This window comes from Nocardioides pocheonensis (assembly GCF_003725535.1).
GTDB lineage: Bacteria > Actinomycetota > Actinomycetes > Propionibacteriales > Nocardioidaceae > Marmoricola > Marmoricola pocheonensis.
Genome location: NZ_RJSF01000040.1, coordinates 266,370 through 285,992, shown reverse-complemented (window position 1 = coordinate 285,992; position 19,623 = coordinate 266,370). Strand labels below are relative to the sequence as shown.

16 protein-coding genes and 1 pseudogene are annotated in these 19,623 nt (G+C 71.5%); 6 read left to right on the top strand and 11 right to left on the bottom strand.

Annotated features, from left to right (window positions below):
* Positions 1–98 precede the first annotated feature (98 nt).
* From EFL26_RS12265 to EFL26_RS12255, 3 genes are all read left to right on the top strand, one after another.
* Positions 99–1,079: a mechanosensitive ion channel family protein gene (locus EFL26_RS12265; protein WP_246000167.1), complete on the top strand. Its 981-nt coding sequence runs from the start codon at positions 99–101 to the stop codon at positions 1,077–1,079.
* Between the two features lie 84 nt (positions 1,080–1,163).
* Entirely contained in the window at positions 1,164–3,698 is a 2,535-nt protein-coding gene (locus EFL26_RS12260; RefSeq protein WP_183408164.1) for an SCO7613 C-terminal domain-containing membrane protein, read from the top strand.
* A 23-nt stretch (positions 3,699–3,721) separates the two neighbouring features.
* Entirely contained in the window at positions 3,722–4,099 is a 378-nt protein-coding gene (locus EFL26_RS12255; RefSeq protein WP_123223152.1) for a globin, read from the top strand.
* Between the two features lie 26 nt (positions 4,100–4,125).
* Here the strand turns inward: EFL26_RS12255 and EFL26_RS12250 are convergent, their stop codons facing one another.
* A complete protein-coding gene (locus EFL26_RS12250; RefSeq protein WP_123223151.1) occupies positions 4,126–4,992 on the bottom strand; it encodes an acyl-CoA thioesterase in 867 nt (288 codons plus the stop codon).
* A 104-nt stretch (positions 4,993–5,096) separates the two neighbouring features.
* Here EFL26_RS12250 and EFL26_RS12245 point away from each other — a divergent pair, with 104 nt between their 5' ends.
* Entirely contained in the window at positions 5,097–6,311 is a 1,215-nt protein-coding gene (locus EFL26_RS12245; protein ID WP_123223150.1) for an acetyl-CoA C-acetyltransferase, read from the top strand.
* A 70-nt stretch (positions 6,312–6,381) separates the two neighbouring features.
* Here EFL26_RS12245 and EFL26_RS12240 read toward each other — a convergent pair whose 3' ends face one another.
* The gene (locus EFL26_RS12240) at positions 6,382–6,927 is read right to left on the bottom strand and encodes a YceI family protein (protein WP_123223149.1); all 546 of its coding nucleotides are present in this window, start codon (positions 6,925–6,927) and stop codon (positions 6,382–6,384) included.
* Positions 6,928–7,099: 172 nt separating this feature from the next.
* Here EFL26_RS12240 and EFL26_RS12235 point away from each other — a divergent pair, with 172 nt between their 5' ends.
* Positions 7,100–7,600, top strand: a complete 501-nt coding sequence (locus EFL26_RS12235) for a MarR family winged helix-turn-helix transcriptional regulator (RefSeq protein ID WP_123223148.1) — start codon at positions 7,100–7,102, stop codon at positions 7,598–7,600.
* Between the two features lie 37 nt (positions 7,601–7,637).
* Here the strand turns inward: EFL26_RS12235 and ettA are convergent, their stop codons facing one another.
* The 5 genes from ettA to EFL26_RS12210 all read right to left on the bottom strand — a co-directional run bounded on the left by ettA (position 7,638) and on the right by EFL26_RS12210 (position 14,688).
* Positions 7,638–9,320 carry an energy-dependent translational throttle protein EttA gene (ettA, locus tag EFL26_RS12230; protein WP_123223147.1) on the bottom strand — a complete coding sequence of 561 codons (1,683 nt, stop codon included), beginning with the start codon at positions 9,318–9,320 and terminating at the stop codon, positions 7,638–7,640.
* 44 nt (positions 9,321–9,364) lie between these two features.
* Positions 9,365–9,832 carry a single-stranded DNA-binding protein gene (locus EFL26_RS12225; RefSeq protein WP_123223146.1) on the bottom strand — a complete coding sequence of 156 codons (468 nt, stop codon included), beginning with the start codon at positions 9,830–9,832 and terminating at the stop codon, positions 9,365–9,367.
* A 141-nt stretch (positions 9,833–9,973) separates the two neighbouring features.
* A complete protein-coding gene (locus tag EFL26_RS12220; RefSeq protein ID WP_123223145.1) occupies positions 9,974–11,629 on the bottom strand; it encodes a GTPase in 1,656 nt (551 codons plus the stop codon).
* 207 nt (positions 11,630–11,836) lie between these two features.
* Positions 11,837–13,567 carry a dynamin family protein gene (locus tag EFL26_RS12215; protein WP_246000166.1) on the bottom strand — a complete coding sequence of 577 codons (1,731 nt, stop codon included), beginning with the start codon at positions 13,565–13,567 and terminating at the stop codon, positions 11,837–11,839.
* The gene (locus tag EFL26_RS12210; RefSeq protein WP_123223144.1) at positions 13,564–14,688 is read right to left on the bottom strand and encodes a PrsW family intramembrane metalloprotease; all 1,125 of its coding nucleotides are present in this window, start codon (positions 14,686–14,688) and stop codon (positions 13,564–13,566) included. The genes EFL26_RS12215 and EFL26_RS12210 overlap by 4 nt, the downstream gene beginning before the upstream one ends.
* Before the next feature lie 145 nt (positions 14,689–14,833).
* Between EFL26_RS12210 and EFL26_RS12205 the strand changes: the two genes are divergently transcribed.
* Complete coding sequence (locus EFL26_RS12205; RefSeq protein WP_246000165.1) at positions 14,834–16,264, top strand: aminopeptidase P family protein; 1,431 nt, start codon at positions 14,834–14,836, stop codon at positions 16,262–16,264.
* Between the two features lie 26 nt (positions 16,265–16,290).
* On the opposite strand, the gene EFL26_RS12200 is transcribed toward EFL26_RS12205, so the two are convergent.
* The 4 genes and pseudogenes from EFL26_RS12200 to EFL26_RS12185 form a co-directional block, all read right to left on the bottom strand.
* Positions 16,291–17,382, bottom strand: coding sequence for a hypothetical protein (locus EFL26_RS12200; RefSeq protein WP_148046696.1), 1,092 nt, complete (start codon positions 17,380–17,382; stop codon positions 16,291–16,293).
* 140 nt (positions 17,383–17,522) lie between these two features.
* On the bottom strand, positions 17,523–18,326 hold the full coding sequence (locus EFL26_RS12195) for a hypothetical protein (protein WP_123223141.1): 804 nt from the start codon (positions 18,324–18,326) through the stop codon (positions 17,523–17,525).
* 143 nt (positions 18,327–18,469) lie between these two features.
* Positions 18,470–18,874: a hypothetical protein gene (locus EFL26_RS12190; RefSeq protein WP_123223140.1), complete on the bottom strand. Its 405-nt coding sequence runs from the start codon at positions 18,872–18,874 to the stop codon at positions 18,470–18,472.
* A gap of 193 nt (positions 18,875–19,067) precedes the next feature.
* Positions 19,068–19,623: pseudogene (locus tag EFL26_RS12185) on the bottom strand (MCE family protein); the annotation flags it as partial.

Here is a 19,623-nt window from a genome sequence, read left to right as displayed (position 1 = left end):
GGCCCCAGCACACCAGCGCTGGTCACGTCCATCACACGAAACGGCAGTCCGGCGCGGCCGGTTTGGATGGCTCCGGCGACCCCCGTAGCCTCCGGGGCATGGCTGTCCCGATGAGTCTCCTCGAGATGCCCGACACCTGCCGCAACGGCACGGACCAGAGCTGGAGCTGTGCGGCGGTCTACGACTGGACCCACAACGAGAGCCTGGCGCACGCCGCCGCCTGGTTCATCGGCAAGCCGCTCGCGATCATCTGGCTCGTGGTGCTCGCGCTCGGGTCGCGGTGGCTGCTCTACAAGCTGATCGACCGACTCGTGAGACGCGCCCAGACCGGCGTGCTGCCGAACGCTCTGGTCCGCGGGCCGTTCGCCGAGCCCGAGGGCGAGGTGGTCACCCACCGCAGGGTGCAGCGCGCCCAGACCATCGGCACGCTGCTGAAGAGCATCGTCTCCGGGGTCATCTTCGCGGTCGTGGTGATCATGGCGATCGCCGAGCTCGGTTACGACATCGCCCCGCTCATCGCCAGCGCGGGCATCCTCGGCGTAGCCCTGGGCTTCGGCGCCCAGAGCCTCGTGAAGGACTTCCTCTCGGGGATCTTCATGATCTTCGAGGACCAGTACGGCGTCGGGGACAGCGTCAACCTCGGCGACGTGTCCGGCACGGTCGAAGCGGTGAGCCTGAGGGTGACGCGGCTCAGGGACGTCGACGGCACGGTCTGGTACGTGCGCAACGGCGAGATCCTGCGGGTCGGCAACCAGAGCCAGAACTGGTCGCGGTCGGTGCTCGACATCGCCGTCGGCTACAAGGAGGACATCACCAAGGTCCGCCGGATCCTCAAGGAGGTCGCCCACGACCTCTGGGAGGACCCGGAGTACCGCGACAAGATCATCGAGGAGCCGGAGGTCTGGGGCGTCCAGTCCCTCGGCCCCGACTCCGTCGTCGTGCGGGTCACCCTGAAGACGATGCCGCAGCAGCAGTGGACGGTGTCCCGCGAGATGCGTGAGCGGGTGAAACTGCGGTTCGACGAGGAGGGCATCCAGATGCCGCAGCCCTACTGGCGGGACCACCAGCCTCCGCGCTGACCCGGGCTCGCGGATCGGGCCGCGCGACAACTTGGGCCTTCGTACTCATCCGCCACAGCCGTCCGGCCCTCGATCATGGCTGACATGAGCAAGCTCGTGGACCCGCACATCTGCCCCGACTGCCGGGCGTCCCTCGACCCCACCGGCACCTGCACGAGGTGCGGGCTGCGCCTGGTGGGGCCGGCCGCCGCCGAGCTCTGGCAGCGGATGCAGCAGGCGGACCGGCTGATCGAGCAGCTGCGCGCCGCACCCGCGACCGCCGCGCCGACCGCCGGCCCGGTAGTGGGCGCGGTCGTGGGCGCACCGCCGGTGGGCCCGATGCCTCGTGCCGCGACAGGTGACCGGACCGCTCCGCACCGGAGCCTGCCCAGCGTCTCGGTGCCGGTCGTGCTGCTCTCGCTGGGCGCCCTGTGCCTGCTGGTCGCGGCGGTCGTCTTCGTCGCCGTCGCCTGGAGCTCGCTCGGCCTCACCGCGAAGACGACGATCCTGCTCGCCGTCACGGCGCTGTTCGGCGCGGGAGCGGTGGCGGTCACGCGTCGGGACCTGCGGTTCGCCGCGGAGACGCTGTGGCTGGTCGTCAGCGGGCTGGTCGCGATCGACCTCGGCTCGGCGTACGGCGCCGATCTGCTGGGGCTGGGCCGGCTGAGCGACCGTGACGCGGTCGCCCTGGTCGGAGCGACCCTCCTCGGCCTCGCCGTGGGCGCCGGGGCCTGGGCCACCACGACCGTGCTGCGCCGGGTCCACGGCCTGGTCGTCGTGGCCGCGATCGGGATCGCCCTCCTGGCCGGTGCCGAGGCGTGGACCTCGGACCACAACCCGACCGCCGTCGCCCTCTCGGTGCCCCTCCTCGCGGCGCTGGCCCTCGCGATCGACCGCCTCACCGACGGTCACCTGCGATCGACCGCCGGTGTGGTCGGAGCATCGGTGCTGGTCTCCTGGCTGGTGCTGGTCGGGAACGGCGCGGACCGGATGCCCACGACCAGCGTGCGCGCGTGGTGGCTCGATCTCGACGGCTGGCCGCTGCTGGCGGCTGCGCTCCTCGCGGCGCTGCCGGCCGCGCTCCCCCTGGCTGTCCCTCGCACCCGATCGGTGCTGCCCGAGTGGGTCCGCATGGTCGCGGCCGGCGGGTCCCTCGTCACGCTCGCGATGTTCGGGGTCGGCCCCGGGTCCGGCGCCACCGCCGACCTGCTGACCTGGGCGGCGGTGAGCGTCCTCCTCGCCGCCGTCTGCGCCACTGCGCCTCGCGTGTGGGCGTGGCCGGCCGCCGCCCTGACCGTGCTGGCGCTCGTGGGCTGGTCGGCGTGGGCGCTCGGCCGCCCGCTCGCGGTGATCACCCGCCTGCCCGGGACCGCGACCGACGAGGGCGCTCACCTGGGGATCACCCTGCCGGCGCCGACCGGCGGACCTGCGCCCTGGACGGCGGTCGTGGTCGCCCTGGTCGTGGGCGCCGCCGCGGCCGCGCTGCTGCGGCACCTGAGGCCGGCCGCCGCCCGTGAGGCCGCCGGCCGTGCCTGGATCGCCCTGGGCCCGGGGGTGCTCGCACTCGGCGCGACGACGTGGCTGCTCGAGTCGCGTCCGACGTTGCTCACCGCCGTTCTGGTGTGGGGGGCGACGCTCGCCGTCACGGCCGCGATGGCGACGACCGTGCGCCACCACGATGCTCCCCTCGCCGCGTCCCTCGTCTTCACCGCCTACCTCGTGGCCACCGGCCTCCGCCTCGCCGTGCCGTCGCACCTGCTGTCGGCCTCCTCGGCGACCGTGCTCGCCCTCGGGTTCGGCGTCGCGTACTCCCGTTCGGGAGCCGCACTGCTGCGGACGGCTCTCCTGCCCCTCCTGGCCGGCTCGGCAGTCCTCATGGCAGGCCTGGCCGGGATCCACTGGCCCTACCTCCTCCACGGTCGGTCCGACGCCGCCGGACTGGCGCTCGCGGGCGTGGCTGCGGCAGCCCTGCTGCTCGCGCGGGCCGCCGGTCGAGGCGAGGCGAGCCGGGTCACGATCGAGGTCACCGCGCTGCTCGCCGGGCTGGGTGCGACGGCGCTCACGAGCGAGCCCACGACGGCCGCGATGGTGCTGACCGTGCTGGGATCGGCGGTCGCCGCGGTGGCGATCCTCAACGTGGACCGCGAGGAGGCGTCGTGGATCGGCGTCGCGCTGCTCGGGGTGGCGACGGTGATCCGCGTGATCGAGGACGTCCGGGCCCCCGAGCTGTACACCCTGCCCGCGGCCGCTGCGCTGATCGCCGCCGGCTGGTGGCGCCTCCAGCGCGATCCGGGAGCCGCAAGCATGCGGGTGCTGGGCAGCGGGCTGACCCTGGCGCTGGTGCCCAGCCTGCTGCTGGCGCTGGACGAGCCGGTCTCGCTGCGGGGCGCGCTGGTCGCCGCCGGCGGGCTGGTCGCCCTCGCGGTCGGCATCGCACGGCTGTGGGCGGGGCCGTTCCTCGCGGGTGCGCTCACGACGGCCGCGCTCGCCGTACGCCACCTCGGGCCCGTGGTCGACGGTCTGCCGCGCTGGATCTCGCTCGGCTCCGTGGGGCTGTTGCTGCTGCTCGTCGGCGTCACGTGGGAGCAACGCCGACGGGACGTCACGGTGGCCGGGCGCTACCTGGCCGCGCTGCGCTGAGCAGCACTCGGCACAATGGCACCGTGACCACCTTCTACGACGAGATCGGCGGCATGGGGACGATCAAGGCGATCGTCGACCGGTTCTACGAGGGGGTGGCCACCGACGAGGCGCTCCGGTCGCTGTACCCGGAGGAGGACCTCGGTCCCGCAGCCGAGCGGCTCACCCTGTTCCTGGCCCAGTACTGGGGCGGTCCGACGACGTACTCGGAGACACGGGGCCACCCGAGGCTCCGGATGCGCCACGCGCCCTTCGCCGTCACGCCCGAGGCCAAGGAGCACTGGCTCCGACACTTCAAGGCCGGCCTGGACAGCGTGGAGCTGACGCCCGAGCAGTACGCGCAGTTCTGGGACTACGCGACCCACGCGGCGCAGTTCATGGTGAACTCGCTCGAGGCGTAGACCGCAGCGACAGCTCGGTACGTCGGTCAGCCGGCGCCGAGCTCGTCGAGCAGCCGGGCCCGGTGGTCCTCGGTGAGCGGCGCCGACCTCTGGGTCTGCTGGTCGAACCCGACCAGGACGCTCCGGCTGGTGGCGAGCACCTCCCCGCCCGGCACCGAACCGGTGCGATCCCGGATCTCGGCCGCGATCACGAACGACGTCCGTCCCACGTGGCTCACCCAGGAGTCCACCTCGTACGGCTCCAGCCGGAACAGGATGGGTCGCCGGTAGTCCACGTCCGTGCGGGCGACCACGATCCCGCCGAACGTGTCCCCCTCGCGGTGGAGGTGCATGAGGTAGCGCAGCCGCGCCTCCTGGAAGTACTCGATGTACTTCACGTTGTTGACGTGGCGGTAGGCGTCGACGTCGGACCAGCGCACCTTGAGCGGGAAGACGTACTGGGAGGAGCCGTCTGCGGCGACAGGGGTCCGGTCGACGCCGGGCTCGAGGTAGCGGGACAGCACCTCGCGCTCGCGATCGGTGATCCGGCGGGGGCGCTCGGTCGCGAACACGAACGGCGCGAGCAGCGACGACGCCCGCACGTAGACGCGGCGGCCGGACGCGTCCTCGTCGTACACCTCGTAGGACATGGTGAACGACGCGGCCCGGATCTCGCTGATCCATGCGTCGACCAGGACGGGGCGGCTCCGGAACACCAGCGGCGCGACGAAGTCCAGCTCGTGCCGCACGACCACCACACCCTCGGCGAGCTCCTCTCCCCCGGCGAACTCGGGGTGCGCCATGAACATGTCGATCCGGGCCTCCTGGAGGTAGTCGACATAGGTCACGTTGTTCACGTGCTGGAGCATGTCCATGTCGGCCCAGCGCACGGGGCACTCGTAGGTGTGACGCACGCCCCAGATCCAACCACCAGCGCGGGACCTACGATGGCGTCGGCGCCGCTCGTCTCATCCCCGCAGCGTTGCCCACCTCACACAGTCGAAGATCGGAGAACCACATGCCCGAGGCAGTGATCGTTTCCGCGGCCCGCTCCCCCATCGGTCGCGCGAACAAGGGGTCGCTCAAGGAGTTCCGCCCCGACGACCTCACGGCCCTCGTGATCCGGGCGGCGCTGGACAAGATCCCCGAGCTCGACCCGAACGACATCAACGACCTCATGCTCGGCTGCGGCCTGCCCGGCGGCGAGGCCGGCAACAACATGGCCCGCATCGTCACGACGCTGCTCGGCTACGAGATCCCCGGCACGACGCTCACGCGGTACTGCGCCTCGTCGGTGCAGACCTCCCGGATGGCCTTCCACGCGATCAAGGCCGGCGAGGGCGACGTGTACCTGTCCGCGGGCGTGGAGATGGTCTCGCGCTACCAGTTCGGCACCTCCGACCACATCCCGAACACGAAGAACCCCCAGTTCGAGGAGGCGCAGCAGCGCACCGAGGAGATGGCCAAGGGCGGGCAGGACTGGCACGACCCCCGCGAGGACGGCAAGCTCCCCGACATCTACATCACCATGGGCCAGACGGCGGAGAACGTCGCCCGGCTCCGCGGCCTCGACCGCAAGGAGCTCGACGAGTTCGGCGTCCGCAGCCAGAACCTCGCCGAGAAGGCGATCAACGACGGCTTCTGGGAGCGGGAGATCACGCCGATCACGCTCGCCGACGGCACGGTCGTGACCAAGGACGACGGCCCGCGCGCGGGCGTCACCTACGAAGCGGTCTCCCAGCTCGACCCGGTCTTCCGCCCCGACGGGGTCGTCACCGCCGGCAACTGCTGCCCGCTCAACGACGGCGCCGCGGCGGTCGTGATCATGTCCGACACGAAGGCCGCCGAGCTCGGCCTGACCCCGCTCGCCCGGATCGTGTCGACCGGCGTCAGCGGGCTGTCCCCGGAGATCATGGGCCTGGGCCCGGTCGAGGCGACCCAGCAGGCCCTCAAGCACGCGAACATGTCGATCGACGACATCGACCTCGTCGAGATCAACGAGGCGTTCGCCGCGCAGGTCGTCCCGTCGTACCAGGACCTGGGCATCGACCTCGACCGCCTGAACGTGAACGGCGGCGCGATCGCGGTGGGGCACCCGTTCGGCATGACCGGCGCCCGCCTGCAGAACACGATGCTCAACTCGCTGCAGTGGCACGACAAGTCGACCGGCCTGATCACCATGTGCGTAGGCGGCGGCCAGGGCATGGCGATGATCCTCGAGCGGATGTCCTGATCCCCTCCTGAGACGCACGAAGGCCCCGGACGGCTCGTCCGGGGCCTTCGCGCGTCAGCAGTGGCCGGGGTCAGCCCTGGTTGAGGACCGCCTGGACCGAGAGCTGGATGTCGACCTTGTGGCCGACCAGGAGCTTGCCGCCGTCGAGCGGGATGTCGAAGTCCACGCCGAAGTCCTTGCGGTTGATCGTGGTGGTCGCCTCGAAGCCGACGCGCGTGTTGCCGTAGGCGTCCTTCTCGATGCCGAGGAACTCGACGTCGAGCTCGACCACGTTGGTCACGCCCTTGATGGTCAGCTCGCCCTTGGCGGTGCTGCCGTCGAAGGAGGTCGAGACGAAGGTCATCGGGCCGCTGTTCTCGACGTCGAAGAAGTCCGCGGAGCGCAGGTGGCCGTCGCGCTGGGCGTCGCGGGTGTTCACGGAGTTCAGGTCGATGGTCGCCTCGGCCTTGGTGTCGGCGAGGGTCTCGCCCGTGACGACGGTGCCCTCGAACTTCTCGAACTGACCGCGGACCTTGGTCATGAGGTGCCGCACGGTGAAGCCGACCTCGGAGTGGCTGGGGTCGATCGTCCAGGTGCCGGCGACGAGCTGGGTGTCGGGTGCAGTGGTGGTGGTCATGGGATCCTCTTCTCGCTTCGTTGAACTTTCAACTTACTCAGGAGCCTAGCAAGTCGTTGATAGAACTTTCAACTATCGGGTCCGCCGATTCATTCCCGAGCACCCTGCCGGGACACCCGCGAGGTCGGACGTTGTCCTGCTTCCACCGACTCGTCCCTCTAGACTCCGGCGCATGAACGCATCCGAGACCCGCTGGCTCAACGCTGAGCAGCAGCGAGCCTGGCGCGCGTTCATCATCGGTACGACGCTGCTCACCGACACGCTCGACCGCGAGCTGAGGCAGGCCCACGGCCTCTCCCTCGCGGAGTACGAGATCCTCGTCCGGCTCTCGGAGAGCACCGGCCGCACGCTCCGGATGGCCCAGATCGCCGAGGAGATGCAGCACTCCCGCAGCCGGGTGACGCACACGGTCAGCCGGATGGAGAAGGCCGGCCTCATCGAGCGCTGCGCCGCCGCGGCGGACCGGCGTGGCGTCGAGGCCAGGATGACCGAGAAGGGCTGGGACCTCCTCGTCGAGGCGGCCCACACGCACGTCAGGGGCGTCCGCGAGCACTTCGTCGACCTGGCCTCCGACGAGGAGTTCACGACGATGGGACGGCTGATGAACTCCGTCGCCGATCACCTGCTGACGGTGAACCCCTCGTTCGCCGACATCCGCAGCGACGCGGACTGAGCGCTCCGGCCGCCGGCCCCTGGGCGTCCGGCGCGGGTCAGTCGCGCGTCAGGCGACGGTGGGTGACCCGGTGCGGTCGCGCCGCCTCCGCGCCGAGGCGCTCGATCTTGTTCTCCTCGTACGACGCGAAGTTGCCCTCGAACCAGAACCACTTCGCCTCGTCCTCCTCGTCGCCCTCCCAGGCGAGGATGTGGGTGGCGACGCGGTCGAGGAACCACCGGTCGTGGGACGTGACCACCGCACACCCGGGGAACTCGAGCAGGGCGTCCTCGAGCGAGGAGAGGGTCTCCACGTCGAGGTCGTTGGTCGGCTCGTCGAGCAGCAGGAGGTTGCCCCCCATCTTCAGGGTCAGGGCGAGGTTCAGCCGGTTGCGCTCACCGCCCGAGAGCACACCGGCCTTCTTCTGCTGGTCGGGGCCCTTGAAGCCGAAGGAGGCGACGTAGGCGCGGGAGTTCATCTCGAAGTTGGCGACCTTGATGAAGTCCAGGCCGTCGGAGACGACCTCCCAGACGTTCTTGTTCGGGTCGATCCCGCCCCGGCTCTGGTCGACGTAGGAGATCTTCACCGTGGTGCCGACCTTGAGCTCGCCGGCGTCCGGCTTCTCCTGGCCCGTGATCATCCGGAACAGCGTGGTCTTGCCGACACCGTTGGGCCCGATCACGCCGACGATGCCCGCGCGCGGCAGGGTGAAGGAGAGGTCCTCGATCAGCGTGCGCCCGTCGAACCCCTTGGTGAGGTCGTGGGACTCCAGCACGATGTCGCCGAGGCGCGGGCCCGCGGGAATGTTGATCTCGGACGTGTCGATCTTGCGCATCCGGTCGGCCTCGGCCGCCATCTCCTCGTAGCGGGCCAGACGCGAGCGGCTCTTGGTCTGCCGTGCCTTCGCGTTCGAGCGGACCCACTCCAGCTCGCGCTCGAGCATCTTGGCGCGCTTGGCGTCCTTCTGCCCCTCGATCTTGAGCCGGTCCTTCTTGGTCTCGAGGTAGGTCGAGTAGTTGCCCTCGTAGGGGTGGGTCTTGCCGCGGTCGAGCTCGAGGATCCACTGGGCGACGTTGTCGAGGAAGTACCGGTCGTGGGTGACCGCCAGGACGGCGCCCGGGTAGGACGCCAGGTGACCTTCGAGCCACTGGACCGACTCGGCGTCCAGGTGGTTGGTGGGCTCGTCGAGCAGCAGCAGGTCGGGCTGCTGCAGCAGCAGCTTGCACAGCGCGACGCGGCGGCGCTCGCCACCGGACAGGTTGTCGACGACAGCGTCCGGCGGCGGGCACCGCAGGGCGTCCATCGCCTGGTCGAGACGGCTGTCGAGGTCCCAGGCGTTCGCGTGGTCCAGGTCGGCCTGGAGGTCGCCCATCTCGGCGAGCAGCGTGTCGTAGTCCGCGTCGGGGTCGGCCAGCTGCTCGGAGATCTGGTTGTAGCGGTCGACCTTGCCCTTGATCTCGCCGACGGCCTCCTCGACGTTCTCCAGCACGGTCTTGCCCTCGGTGAGCGGGGGCTCCTGCTGGAGCATGCCGACGGTCGCGCCGGGGTCGAGCAGCGCGTCGCCGTTGTTGGCCTTCTCCAGGCCGGCCATGATCTTCAGCAGCGTGGACTTGCCGGTGCCGTTCGGGCCGACCACACCGATCTTGGCGCCGTGCAGGAACGACAACGTGACGTTGTCGAGGACCACCTTGTCGCCGTGGGCCTTCCGGACGTTGCGCAGCGTGTAGACGTATTCACCCATGATCCGGCAAGCCTACGGGCCGCGCGCGGGCCCGACGAATCGGGTCACGCGGCGGGTTCGACCTCCTCGCCATCGACGTCGAGCCGCGGGCCGTCCGCCGGGTAGGCGTGCACCATCTCCTTGACCGACTCGTCCTGGATCGGGTCGACCGGGGTGTTGCGCGGGGTCTTGGCGAACGCGCTCGTGCCGCGGTTCAGGTCGTGGCCGACGAAGGTGGCGTCGACGATCCAGCTGACCGAGGTCGGGAGCCCCTCGCGCTCCCACACGTCGACGCGCACGCGGCCGTGCACCACCACGGCGTCCCCGCGCTTCACCGACTCCGCCACGTTGCGGCCCAGCCCGCGCCAGCAGTTCACCGTGAACCAGGAGGTCTGCCCGTCGACCCAGGTGTCGCCCTTGCGCCAGCGAGGCGTGCAGCCGAGCCGGAAGGAGGCACACTGCGTGTCTCCGACCTCGCGGACGTCGACGTCGTTGCCGACCCAGCCCTGCAGGGTCACGTAGGACTCGTTCATCTCTCCTCCTGTGGGATCGCGGTTGGAGGGAGCGTGCCCGTGCCCGTCGCGCGCGTCACCCAGCGTGGGAGCGTCCGGTGGACGCACGTCCGGCGAGGGATCCTGTGGAGGCGAAACGGCTGCTGACGGTTCAGCGACCGCTCAGCCCGAGGCCAGGCGCAGACCCTCGGTGGTGGTCCGGTAGGCCTGGACCTCGGCCTCGAGCGGCCCGACGACCAGCTCGTCGACGACCTCGTCGACCGCCGCCCGCAGCTTGCGTCCGGCACGCTGCGCCCGCCGTCGCGCGCTGCGGCCCACGAGCACCCGGCACAGCACGGCCAGCGCGAGGCCGACCGCCACTCCCCCGAGGAGCAGGAGGGTCGGGACGGGCACGCCCCCGGCATCGGGCGTCGTCGGCTCCGAGAGCTTCAGGTAGGAGAACGCGGCCAGGACGCCCAACCAGACGGCACCGGCGACGGCAGCGAGGAGCAGCAGCCACTGGACCGCGCGGACGAGGCGCGTCCAGAAGGGCGGCTTCGAGACCCCGAGATCGACGCCCCCGACGGCCCGGTCGAGCCGGTCCTCGAGCTCGTCGAGCCGCGAGGTCGAGGCTCGGCGCAGCGCGCCGGCCCACGGCCGGCTCAGCCCCTGCGACAGCTGGTCGGACAGGTCTCGAACGGCGGACTCGACCCGGGCCTCCTGGATCTGGTTGGCGTCGGGGATCGACGAACGAGCACTCGCGACGAGCTCGCGCCCGTTGGAGCCGAGGTCGAGGTGGAGCCGCTTGAGCGGATCGGGGCGCAGCCGGGAGAGCCACGACGTCACCGGCCACCCAGTCGCGCGCCGGGCGCGCACCATCGCGGCCTTGTGGACCGCGTCCACCACGATCGGTACGCCGGCCGCGTCGGCGACCGCCTCACGCAGCTCGCTCTGGTTGCGCTCGGTCAGCTCGGGCGGTCGCGCCTGGCCGCTGACCTGCGAGATCTCGGCCGCGGTCTGGGCGATGTCGGTCCCGATCCGCGCCCGGGTCGTCGCCTTGTCCTTGACCCTCGCGACGATCGCCGACCGCAGCTCGTCGATGCCGATGCCCTCCTTCGCCGACGTGGCGACGACGGTGACCACGGCGAGACCGTCGGCGTCGAGGAGTCGGCGCAGGTCGGCGATCATGCTCTCGCGACGCGCCTCGGGGACCTCGTCGATGTGGTTGAGCACGATCATCATCACGCCCTTGTGGGCGGCCATCGGCTTCAGGAACCGGTCGTGGATCGCGGCATCGGCGTACTTCTGCGGGTCCAGGACCCACACCAGGAGATCAGCCAGGCGGACCAGCCGCTCGACCTCGAGGTGGTGGGACACCTCGGTCGAGTCGTGGTCGGGCAGGTCGAGCAGGACCAGGCCCTGCAGGTCCTTGGCCTCCCGGCCGGTGTCGAGCATGGAGTCGCGCACGACCTGGTGGCGGGGCGGGATGCCGAGCCACTCGAGGAGCTCGTCGGCCCCGTTGGCTCCCCAGGTGCAGGCGGTCGCCCACGAGGTCGTCGGGCGGCGTACGCCGACCGAGGCGAGCTCCAGCCCGACCAGAGCGTTGAACGTGGAGGACTTGCCGGATCCGGTGGCCCCGCCCAGGGCCACGACCGTGTGGTCGGCGGAGAGCCGCAGCCGCTCGGCCGAACGGGTGACCACGTCGGCCGCGCGGTCGAGCAGCGCGTCGTCGAGCCGTCCGCGGGCCGCCTCGACCGCGTCGTCGAGACCCTTGACGCGCGCCCCGATGTCCGAGCCGCGGGTGACCAGCTTCTTGGCGCCCTCGAGCAGGGAGGTCATGCGCGCCCTCCGCGTCGCGCGGGCGCCGGCACGCAGAACCCGATCAGCGGCATGGACGTCATGGGCTCCCTTTGGGAAATCGTCACAGGTCGGTGCGAACAGGTCGGAACGGCGAGTGCCAGCCTATCGACCCCGGGTGGCCGCCGGAGCCGAACCTCCGCTCCCCTTCGCCCCGAGCCGGTGTGACGCTGGACGCAGTCCGGCCGCTCAGCCCGGTCCGGCCGCGAACCGCAGGTCGTCGACCTTGCGGGCGCCGGCACGGAGCGCCTCCTCGGACCCCTGCACGACGCCGAGACCGTCGAGCAGACCGGTGAACCTGCGCTTCTCGGTCTCGAGGAGCACCTGCATCCGGCGGTTGAGGTCCTTGCGGGCGTTCGCCGCCAGGCGGCGTACGGCCTGGTCGCCGAAGACGGCCTCGAGCAGCTTCTGGCCGAGCACGGCGGACCCGCCGGCGATCCCGACCTCGGCGCCGGTCACGCCTCCCGTGGAGGCGAACACCACCACCATCAGGGCCACGGACAGGCCGTTCACCCCGTAGGCCAGGAACCGCGCGGTCGAGCGCTTGTCGGCCCCTTCGGTGCGCACCATGTCCAGCACGCTCTGCTGCCAGTCGCGGACCATCTGCTCGGCGCGCCGCCGGAAGTCACGGGACGCCCGCGAGAGGTCCTCGCCGGACTCGTCGAGGAGCACGCGACCGGCAGGCACGGCGCGCCACGCGGCGTCGGTGCGTTCCGCCGCCGCCTCGGCGTGCTCGAGCACGAGGGTCTGCAGTCCGGACTCGACCGCGACCGTCACGCGGGCCGCCTGCTGGGGCTGGCCCTTCACCGCCTTGGTGACGCGGTCGCGCAGCCAGCTGACCTTGGACTCGAGGGTCTTGAGCAGCTCGCCGGTGCCCACGAACTCCTGCCAGCGGGCCAGCACCTCGCCGCGCAGCAGGCTCCCGTCGGCGGACGCGCGGTCCACCTCGGTGAGCGCGTGGCCGTAGGAGCGCTCGACGTCGGCGCGCAGGCGCTCCAGCATCTCGTACTGGTCGTGGCTGGCGTCGGCGACGGCGTACGTGCGCTTCGAGATGGTCCGGATGGCGCCCTCGAGCGTCTGTCGCACCACACCGGTGCGTGCCTCCGCGTCGGCGGCCAGCGATCCCAGCCAGGCACGGATCTCGCGGACCGTGGTCGAGGGCAGCAGGCCCTGCTCGTCGACCTCGCCCTCCGGCACGATGAACAGCGGCGAGTCCCGGAGCCCGCGCGCCGTGAGCATGCGGGCGAGGTGGGCGCTGACCTCGGTGATCGCCGACGGCTGGGTGCGGTCGAGCACGATCGCGACGGCGGCACTGCGGTCGGCGGCCTGCTTGAGGAACTCCCACGGCACCTGGTCGGCGTACCGGGCGGCCGAGGTGACGAAGAGCCACAGGTCGGCGGCGCCGAGCAGCTGCGCGGCCAGCGTGCGGTTCTGCTCCTCCACCGAGTCGATGTCGGGCGCGTCGAGCACCGCCAGACCCGCCGGGATCGCCTCGGAGGCGACGAGCTGGAGCGCACCGGGGTCGGCCGAGGCACGCGTCGTGCGCTCGAGGTCGGGCAGGATGCGGGCCTTGTCGAACCAGTCGGAGTCCCGCGGGTTGTGCACCAGCACGGGCGAGCGCGTGGTCGGGCGCAGCACGCCGGTCTCGGTGACGCGCTCCCCCACCAGCGAGTTGACCAGGGTCGACTTCCCCGCTCCGGTCGAGCCGCCGACCACGGTGAGCAGGGGCGCGTCGATCTGGAGCAGCCGCGGGAGGACGTAGTCCTCGAGCTGGTCGATCATCTCGGCGCGGGCCTTGCGCGCCGGCTCGGCCTTGGGGACCTCCAGCGGAAGACGCGCGGACTCCAGCGCTTCGCGCAGCTGCACGAGCGTGGTCACCATCTGGGCCGAGCGCTGTGCGCTCAGCGACGTGTCCGTCATCGCGACGCTCCGACCGGGACGCCGGTCGGCGGCCAGACCAGGTGCGGACGCAGCAGGAACATGCGCTGCACGTGGGCCTCCCCCAGCTCGCGGTAGTCCCTCGGGGCGGTGCCCCGCAGGAACCGGTGGTGCAGGAACCCGAGCTCGATGGCCTCGGTCTGGTACAGCTTCATCGCGGTGAGCGCCGCCTCCCCGCCGACGGCCGCCGCGTGCTGCCTGCACGCGCGCCGGGCCGGGATGCGGGTCAGCCACGGTACCTCGTTCGCGTCCAGGAAGCCGCGGCGGGCGCAGTCGGTCAGCGCTGCGGCCAGCAGCGCACCTTCACGCCGGCGCGACCAGATCGCGAAACCGACCAGGAACAGGAAGGCCGGCACCATGAGCACGAGGTAGGTGCCGACCGCGCCGGCGCCGCCGTCGAGCAGGAGGGCCGCGTTCCACAGCGCGTGGGCGCCGACGGCGACGAGGTAGCCCACGAGGGGCGCGGCGACCTGCACCGTCCGGCTCCGCGCGGACACCGCGATGCCCACGCCGATGCCCGTGAAGGCGGTGAAGAACGGGTGGGCGAACGGGCTGAACACGCCTCGGACCACGAAGGTGAACACCGTCTCCTCGATCCCGCCGGCGTGGGTGTTGTCGCCGATGTAGGCCTGGCTCAGGTAGAGGATGTTCTCGGTGAACGCGAAGCCGATGCCCACCATGCCGGCATAGACGATGCCGTCGAGGATGCCGTCGAGCTCGGCGCGCCGGTAGACCAGGAGCAGCACGATGAAGAGGCCCTTGGCGGCCTCCTCGGTGAGCGGGGCCACGAGCACCGACTGGGTCGACCTGCTCGAGCCGAGCGCGAACGCGTCGAACGCCTGGAGGAACAGCGCGGCGCTCGTCGCGACGAAGGCGCCCCAGCCCAGACCGAGCAGGAGCAGCGACCGTGGCTCGGGCTCGTAGCGGTCGAGCCACAGGTACGACGCGATCAGCGGCCCGACCGGCAGCGCGGCCAGCACCACCCCGATCGCGATCGCGCCCGGCGCCCCGGCGGCGAGAAGCACGAGCGCCATGACTCCCGCGCCGACGAACATCACGGTGCCCACCAGAGCGGTGAACACGACGTTGTCCCGGCTGCGCATGGACCGAAGCCTAGATGAGCGCGGCCAGCCCGGCGCACGCTCCGCCCACACGAGCGCGAAGCCTTTCCGGGCGGGCGCCCGGCGACGGATCAGGCGCCCGGATATCAGCGCGCTGCGCGCGGCGGGTGCGTCGTACAGTGACGAAGTGAGCGAATCTCCCGAGACCTCTCCCGAACCGGCCGGCGCCCTGCACACCGAGAGCCACGACCCTGCGGTCCCGGAGAAGTACGCCGCGTTCATGCGCACCGGCTGGGGTGAAAGCCGGCTCGACCTGCCGACCCACCCCGTGGCGGAGTGGGCTGCGGCGCGCCGGGCGCGACTCGCCGAGACCTTCCCGGGTGAGCGCCTGGTGATCCCGGCCGGCACCTTCAAGGTCCGCGCCAACGACACCGACTACCGGTTCCGCCCCGACACGGCCCACACCTACCTGTGCGGCAACCAGACGAGCGACGCGGTGCTGGTGGTCGAGGACGGCGAGGCCACGCTCTACGCCCGCCCGCGCAGCGGTCGGGAGACCGACGAGTTCTTCCGCGACCGCCAGTACGGCGAGCTCTGGGTCGGGCGACGACCGTCCCTGGAGGAGATCTCGAGCGCGCTCGGCATCGCCACCCGCCACGTGGACCAGCTGCCCGACGCCCTCGCACGCTCGGCGAAGACGCGGGTCCTCCGCGGCGTCGACCGCACCGTCGACCAGGCGGTCGCGCCCGACGAGGGCCGCGACCGCGAGCTGGCGCGGGTGCTCTCCGAGCTCCGCCTGGTCAAGGACGCCTGGGAGGTCGACGAGCTCGCCCGGGCGTGCGACGTCACCGCGCTCGGCTTCGAGGACAGCGTGCGCGAGTGGGACCGCGTGCTCGAGCACGGCGAGCGCTGGATCGAGGGCACGTTCTTCCGCCGCGCCCGCGCGATGGGCAACGACATCGGCTACGACTCGATCGTGGCCGGCGGCCCTCACGCCACGACGCTGCACTGGATCGACAACACCGGTCCGATCACGCCGGGCGAGCTGGTCCTGCTCGACATGGGCGTCGAGGCGTCGACCCTGTACACCGCCGACGTCACCCGCACGCTCCCCGTCGACGGCCGGTTCACCCCGCTGCAGCGCGACCTGTACTCCGCGGTGCTCGAGGCGCAGCAGGCGGGGATCGACGCCGTGCGGCCGGGCGCGAAGTTCCGCGACCCGCACCACGCGGCGATGAACGTGCTCGCGCACAAGCTCGAGGACCTCGGCCTGCTGCCGTGCTCCGCCGAGGAGGCGCTCGCGCCCGACAGCAAGGTGTACTCCCGCTGGACGCTGCACGGCACCAGCCACATGCTCGGCATGGACGTCCACGACTGCGCCGCCGCCGCGCCGGACGTCTACCCGGAGGGTGAGCTGGCCGAGGGCATGGTGCTGACGGTCGAGCCCGGTCTGTACTTCCAGCAGGACGACCTGCTCGTGCCGGAGGAGCTGCGCGGCATCGGCATCCGGATTGAGGACGACGTGGTCGTCACCTCCGACGGCGCCCGCAACCTGTCGGGCTCGCTCCCGCGTGATCCGGACGCGATCGAGGAGTGGATGGGCGCGCTGCGCCGCTGACCCTCGGGCGTCGGCTCAGGCCGAGGTCACCACTGGTGGAAGTACCGGGCCATCGTCGCGGCAGGATCGGACGAGGGGCACATCCGGTCGAAGTCGCGGTGCGCCGTCCACCACTGCGCCAGGACCGCCGGGCCGCCCTGGAACGAGCTGCTGCGACACATGTGCAGCGCCGATCGTGGGGAGACCGGGCCCGCCGTGCGCCACTCGGGCAGGCGCAGCCGGAGCCGGCCCACGATCTCGTCGAACAGGTGGGTGGTGGAGTAGAAGCCGACCGTGTAGCCCGCGTCGCGGTAGCCGCGGACCCAGCCGCGCACGACGGCCCGGTTCCACGAACGCCGGTGCGACCAGGGCCGCGACGAGGACGGCTCGAGGTCGAGCCAGACGTGCGGGGTCACGAAGCCGTGCTGGCGCATCAGCCGCACGTTGAAGTCGGCGGTCGCGTGTCCCACGTTGGCCAGCGCGCCGAGGTGCCGGCGGCCGTCGTACGGGCCGTGGTGGCGGTAGCGGCGCAGCTGGGCGCGCGTCGGGTAGGTCGCGAACGCGTACGCCGCGGCCTGGGCGTGGTGCGAGCGCACCCAGGACAGGTGCAGGTCGATGCACGGGTTCGGCGTGAACGCTCGTCCGTTCGTGAGGCCGATGACGACGAACTCGACGCCCGCGTCCGGGAGCGGCTGGCCCAGCCCGTTGTGGCCGCGGAACCCGACGTCGCTCGGGCACTGCGGCCACCCGATGTCGCGACCGCCTTGGTGGAGCCACGGGTTCGGGCGGTGGTGGTGCGCACGCCGGTGGTGCCGGTGGGCACGCCGGGCACCGCGGCGATGATGCTTGCCCGCCGCGTGGCGACGGTGCCGCGGCGAGGCCTTCTGGGGTGCCGGCGGAGGCGCCGGCGTGGTCGCCGGCACCGGGAGCGGCGTGGTCACGGCCGCGAGGTCGGGGCCGGCCAGCTCGATCCCGACCGGAGGGTCGGCGACGGCGGGTCGGGTGACGGCCCGCGGTCCCCCCGAGGACGCGGACCGGTGCTCGGGTGCGGTGATCTGCACCCACGCGAGCGTGAGCAGCGCCGCGAGGGCGAGGACGACGAGGCGTGCCACGTCGCTGCGGCGGATCAGTCTGGACAATGGTTCCCCCCAAGGAATCCGCGCGAACCTAACCCGGGGCCGCCGTGGTCCGGGGCGGAACGGGCAATTCCCTGCCGAAGGTCCCGGACGGGTGGTCGCCAGGGGCCTGGCGACCACCCGTCCGGAGCTCGGGAGTCGGGTCAGGCGACGCTGATGGCGCCGCTCGCCGCGACGTGGTGGCTGACCGGCCGGGTGACCGACTTCGGCGCCGTGGCCCGCGCGTACGCCGCCTGGGCCGCGGCCACGCGCTTGTCGTAGGCACGCTGCGCCGCGGCGACCGCCTTCGCGGAGTGCTTGCTCTTCGCTGCCTTGACCTGCCGCTTCTCCAGCTGGGCGGCAGCCTTGACCTGCGCCTTCAGCAGGCGTCCGGCGGCGTCCTTCACGGTCCTGTCCACCGCGATCGGGACGACCTCGAGCGCCTTCCGGTCGATCGAGAACGCGTACGTCGGGTCCTCCACGACGCTGTCGGTCGGGACCAGGAAGCCGTTCAACGGGACCTCCGTGGTCGGGTCGACATGGCCTCCGCGGCCCATGTTCCCGAGCTCGACGTCGGTGACCGCCGACGCGACCGCGCCGCCGAGGCCATCGCCGAGGGAGAGGGTCGCGGTGCCGTCGTACGCGACCTGGCTGAGGAGCGCGTCACGGTGGAGGACGCCGAAGGTGCACTCCTGGACGTCGCCCAGGCTGGTGTTCACGTCGGCCCGCACCAGGTGCGCGGTCAGCTCGCCGGGGACGACGGTGACGTCGGACTCCGCGACCACGACGGGGTTCAGGTCGGCCACGCTGAGGGGTGCGGTCGGGTCGAGCTGGCAGCTGGCCTGGGCCAGGGCGCCGACAGCGTCGGCCGACAGCGGGTCAGGCGTGGCGTGGGCGGACGTTGCGGTGAGGCCGGTGATCGCGAGCACGAGGGCAGGTGCAGCGGCGAGGCGTGTGGCGAGGTGCATCAGGTTCCTTCTCGACGAGGGCAGCCGTCTCGGGGCAGTCGACTGCGGGCACGACCGCGGCTTCTGCACGGCGCGCGGCCATCATCACAAGGAAACGGACATTTAGGACAAATATCCCAGGACTCGGACGACCGATTTCCGGGTCAGTCGACCTCGGCGAGGCGCCGACTGGAGCGGCGTACCTTCCGGTTCGCTTCGGCGAGCAGCGCGTGCGTGCCGTCCTCGCTGAGGCCGAGCCGCTGGGCGAGCTCACGGACGTTGAAGCCGGTGCGCTGGCCCATCACCAGGCTGCGCTCGGTCGGCGTGAGCTCCTCGAGCACGTCGTCGGTCTGGATCCGCCGGCGGCCGTGGGCCTCCGCGGCGAGGCGGGCAGCGGTGCTGCGGACCCACGCCTTCGGGTTGTTGACCAGCCCGTCCTGCATCAGGAGGAGCGCCATCGACTCCTCGGCGATCTCCTCGACCTCGGCGCCTCTGGCGCCCGCGATGCTGGCGGCGAGGCGGGCAGCCCGGAGCAGCCCGTCGTACGCAATCTGTTGGCCGGTGTCCACGTTCCCCACTTCGGTGCGACGCCTCTGTCCCCCAGGAGGCACACGCTACGCAGGAAGACCCCTTGTGCGCCTCCCGATTCAGGGAGATCACAGGTTCGGGGGCTCGCCGCGCTCCGAGAGGACGGGTCAAGTCACGCGGATGCGGACAAACCCTTCGGGCCGTGGCGCCAGGTTGTCCAGTCCAGTCGGTTGCTCAGAGCAGCGGCTGCAGGAGGAGCGACTTCCAGGAGTCGTCGCCGTAGAGGGCAGCGGCGCCCCCGTCGTAGGCCACTCGGCTCCCGTCGTCGCCCCAGGACAGGGTCGAGTCGCCCAGGTCGTAGCTGGCCACCGGTGCCCGGTAGTCGGCGCCCGCTCGGGGTGCGTTCTGCGAGCCGCGGGCGTTGGTCTTGCTGGCCGGCTCGGCACAGTGGGCGGTCATGTCCATCGGCTTGTTGGAGCCGTCGGTCGGCGAGCGCCACTGCTTCGGGTCGTAGCCGGCGTGGCAGACCGGAGGAATCGAGTTGAAGATGAACCCGAACCGGGCGTCGTACCCCTGGGAGTTCTTCGCGACGACCGTGTAGCCGTTGGCGACCTCGTACGGATAGATCACCAGGATCTGGCGGATGCCGGGCAGGTGCTTGACCACCACCTCACCGGTGGTGACCAGCTTGTTGATCAGCTCACCCAGATCGACCTGGTTGGTCTCCAGGAACGTGCGCAGCTCATTCGCCGTCGCCGACCCGTTGTCGATCAACGCCCGCAACGACACG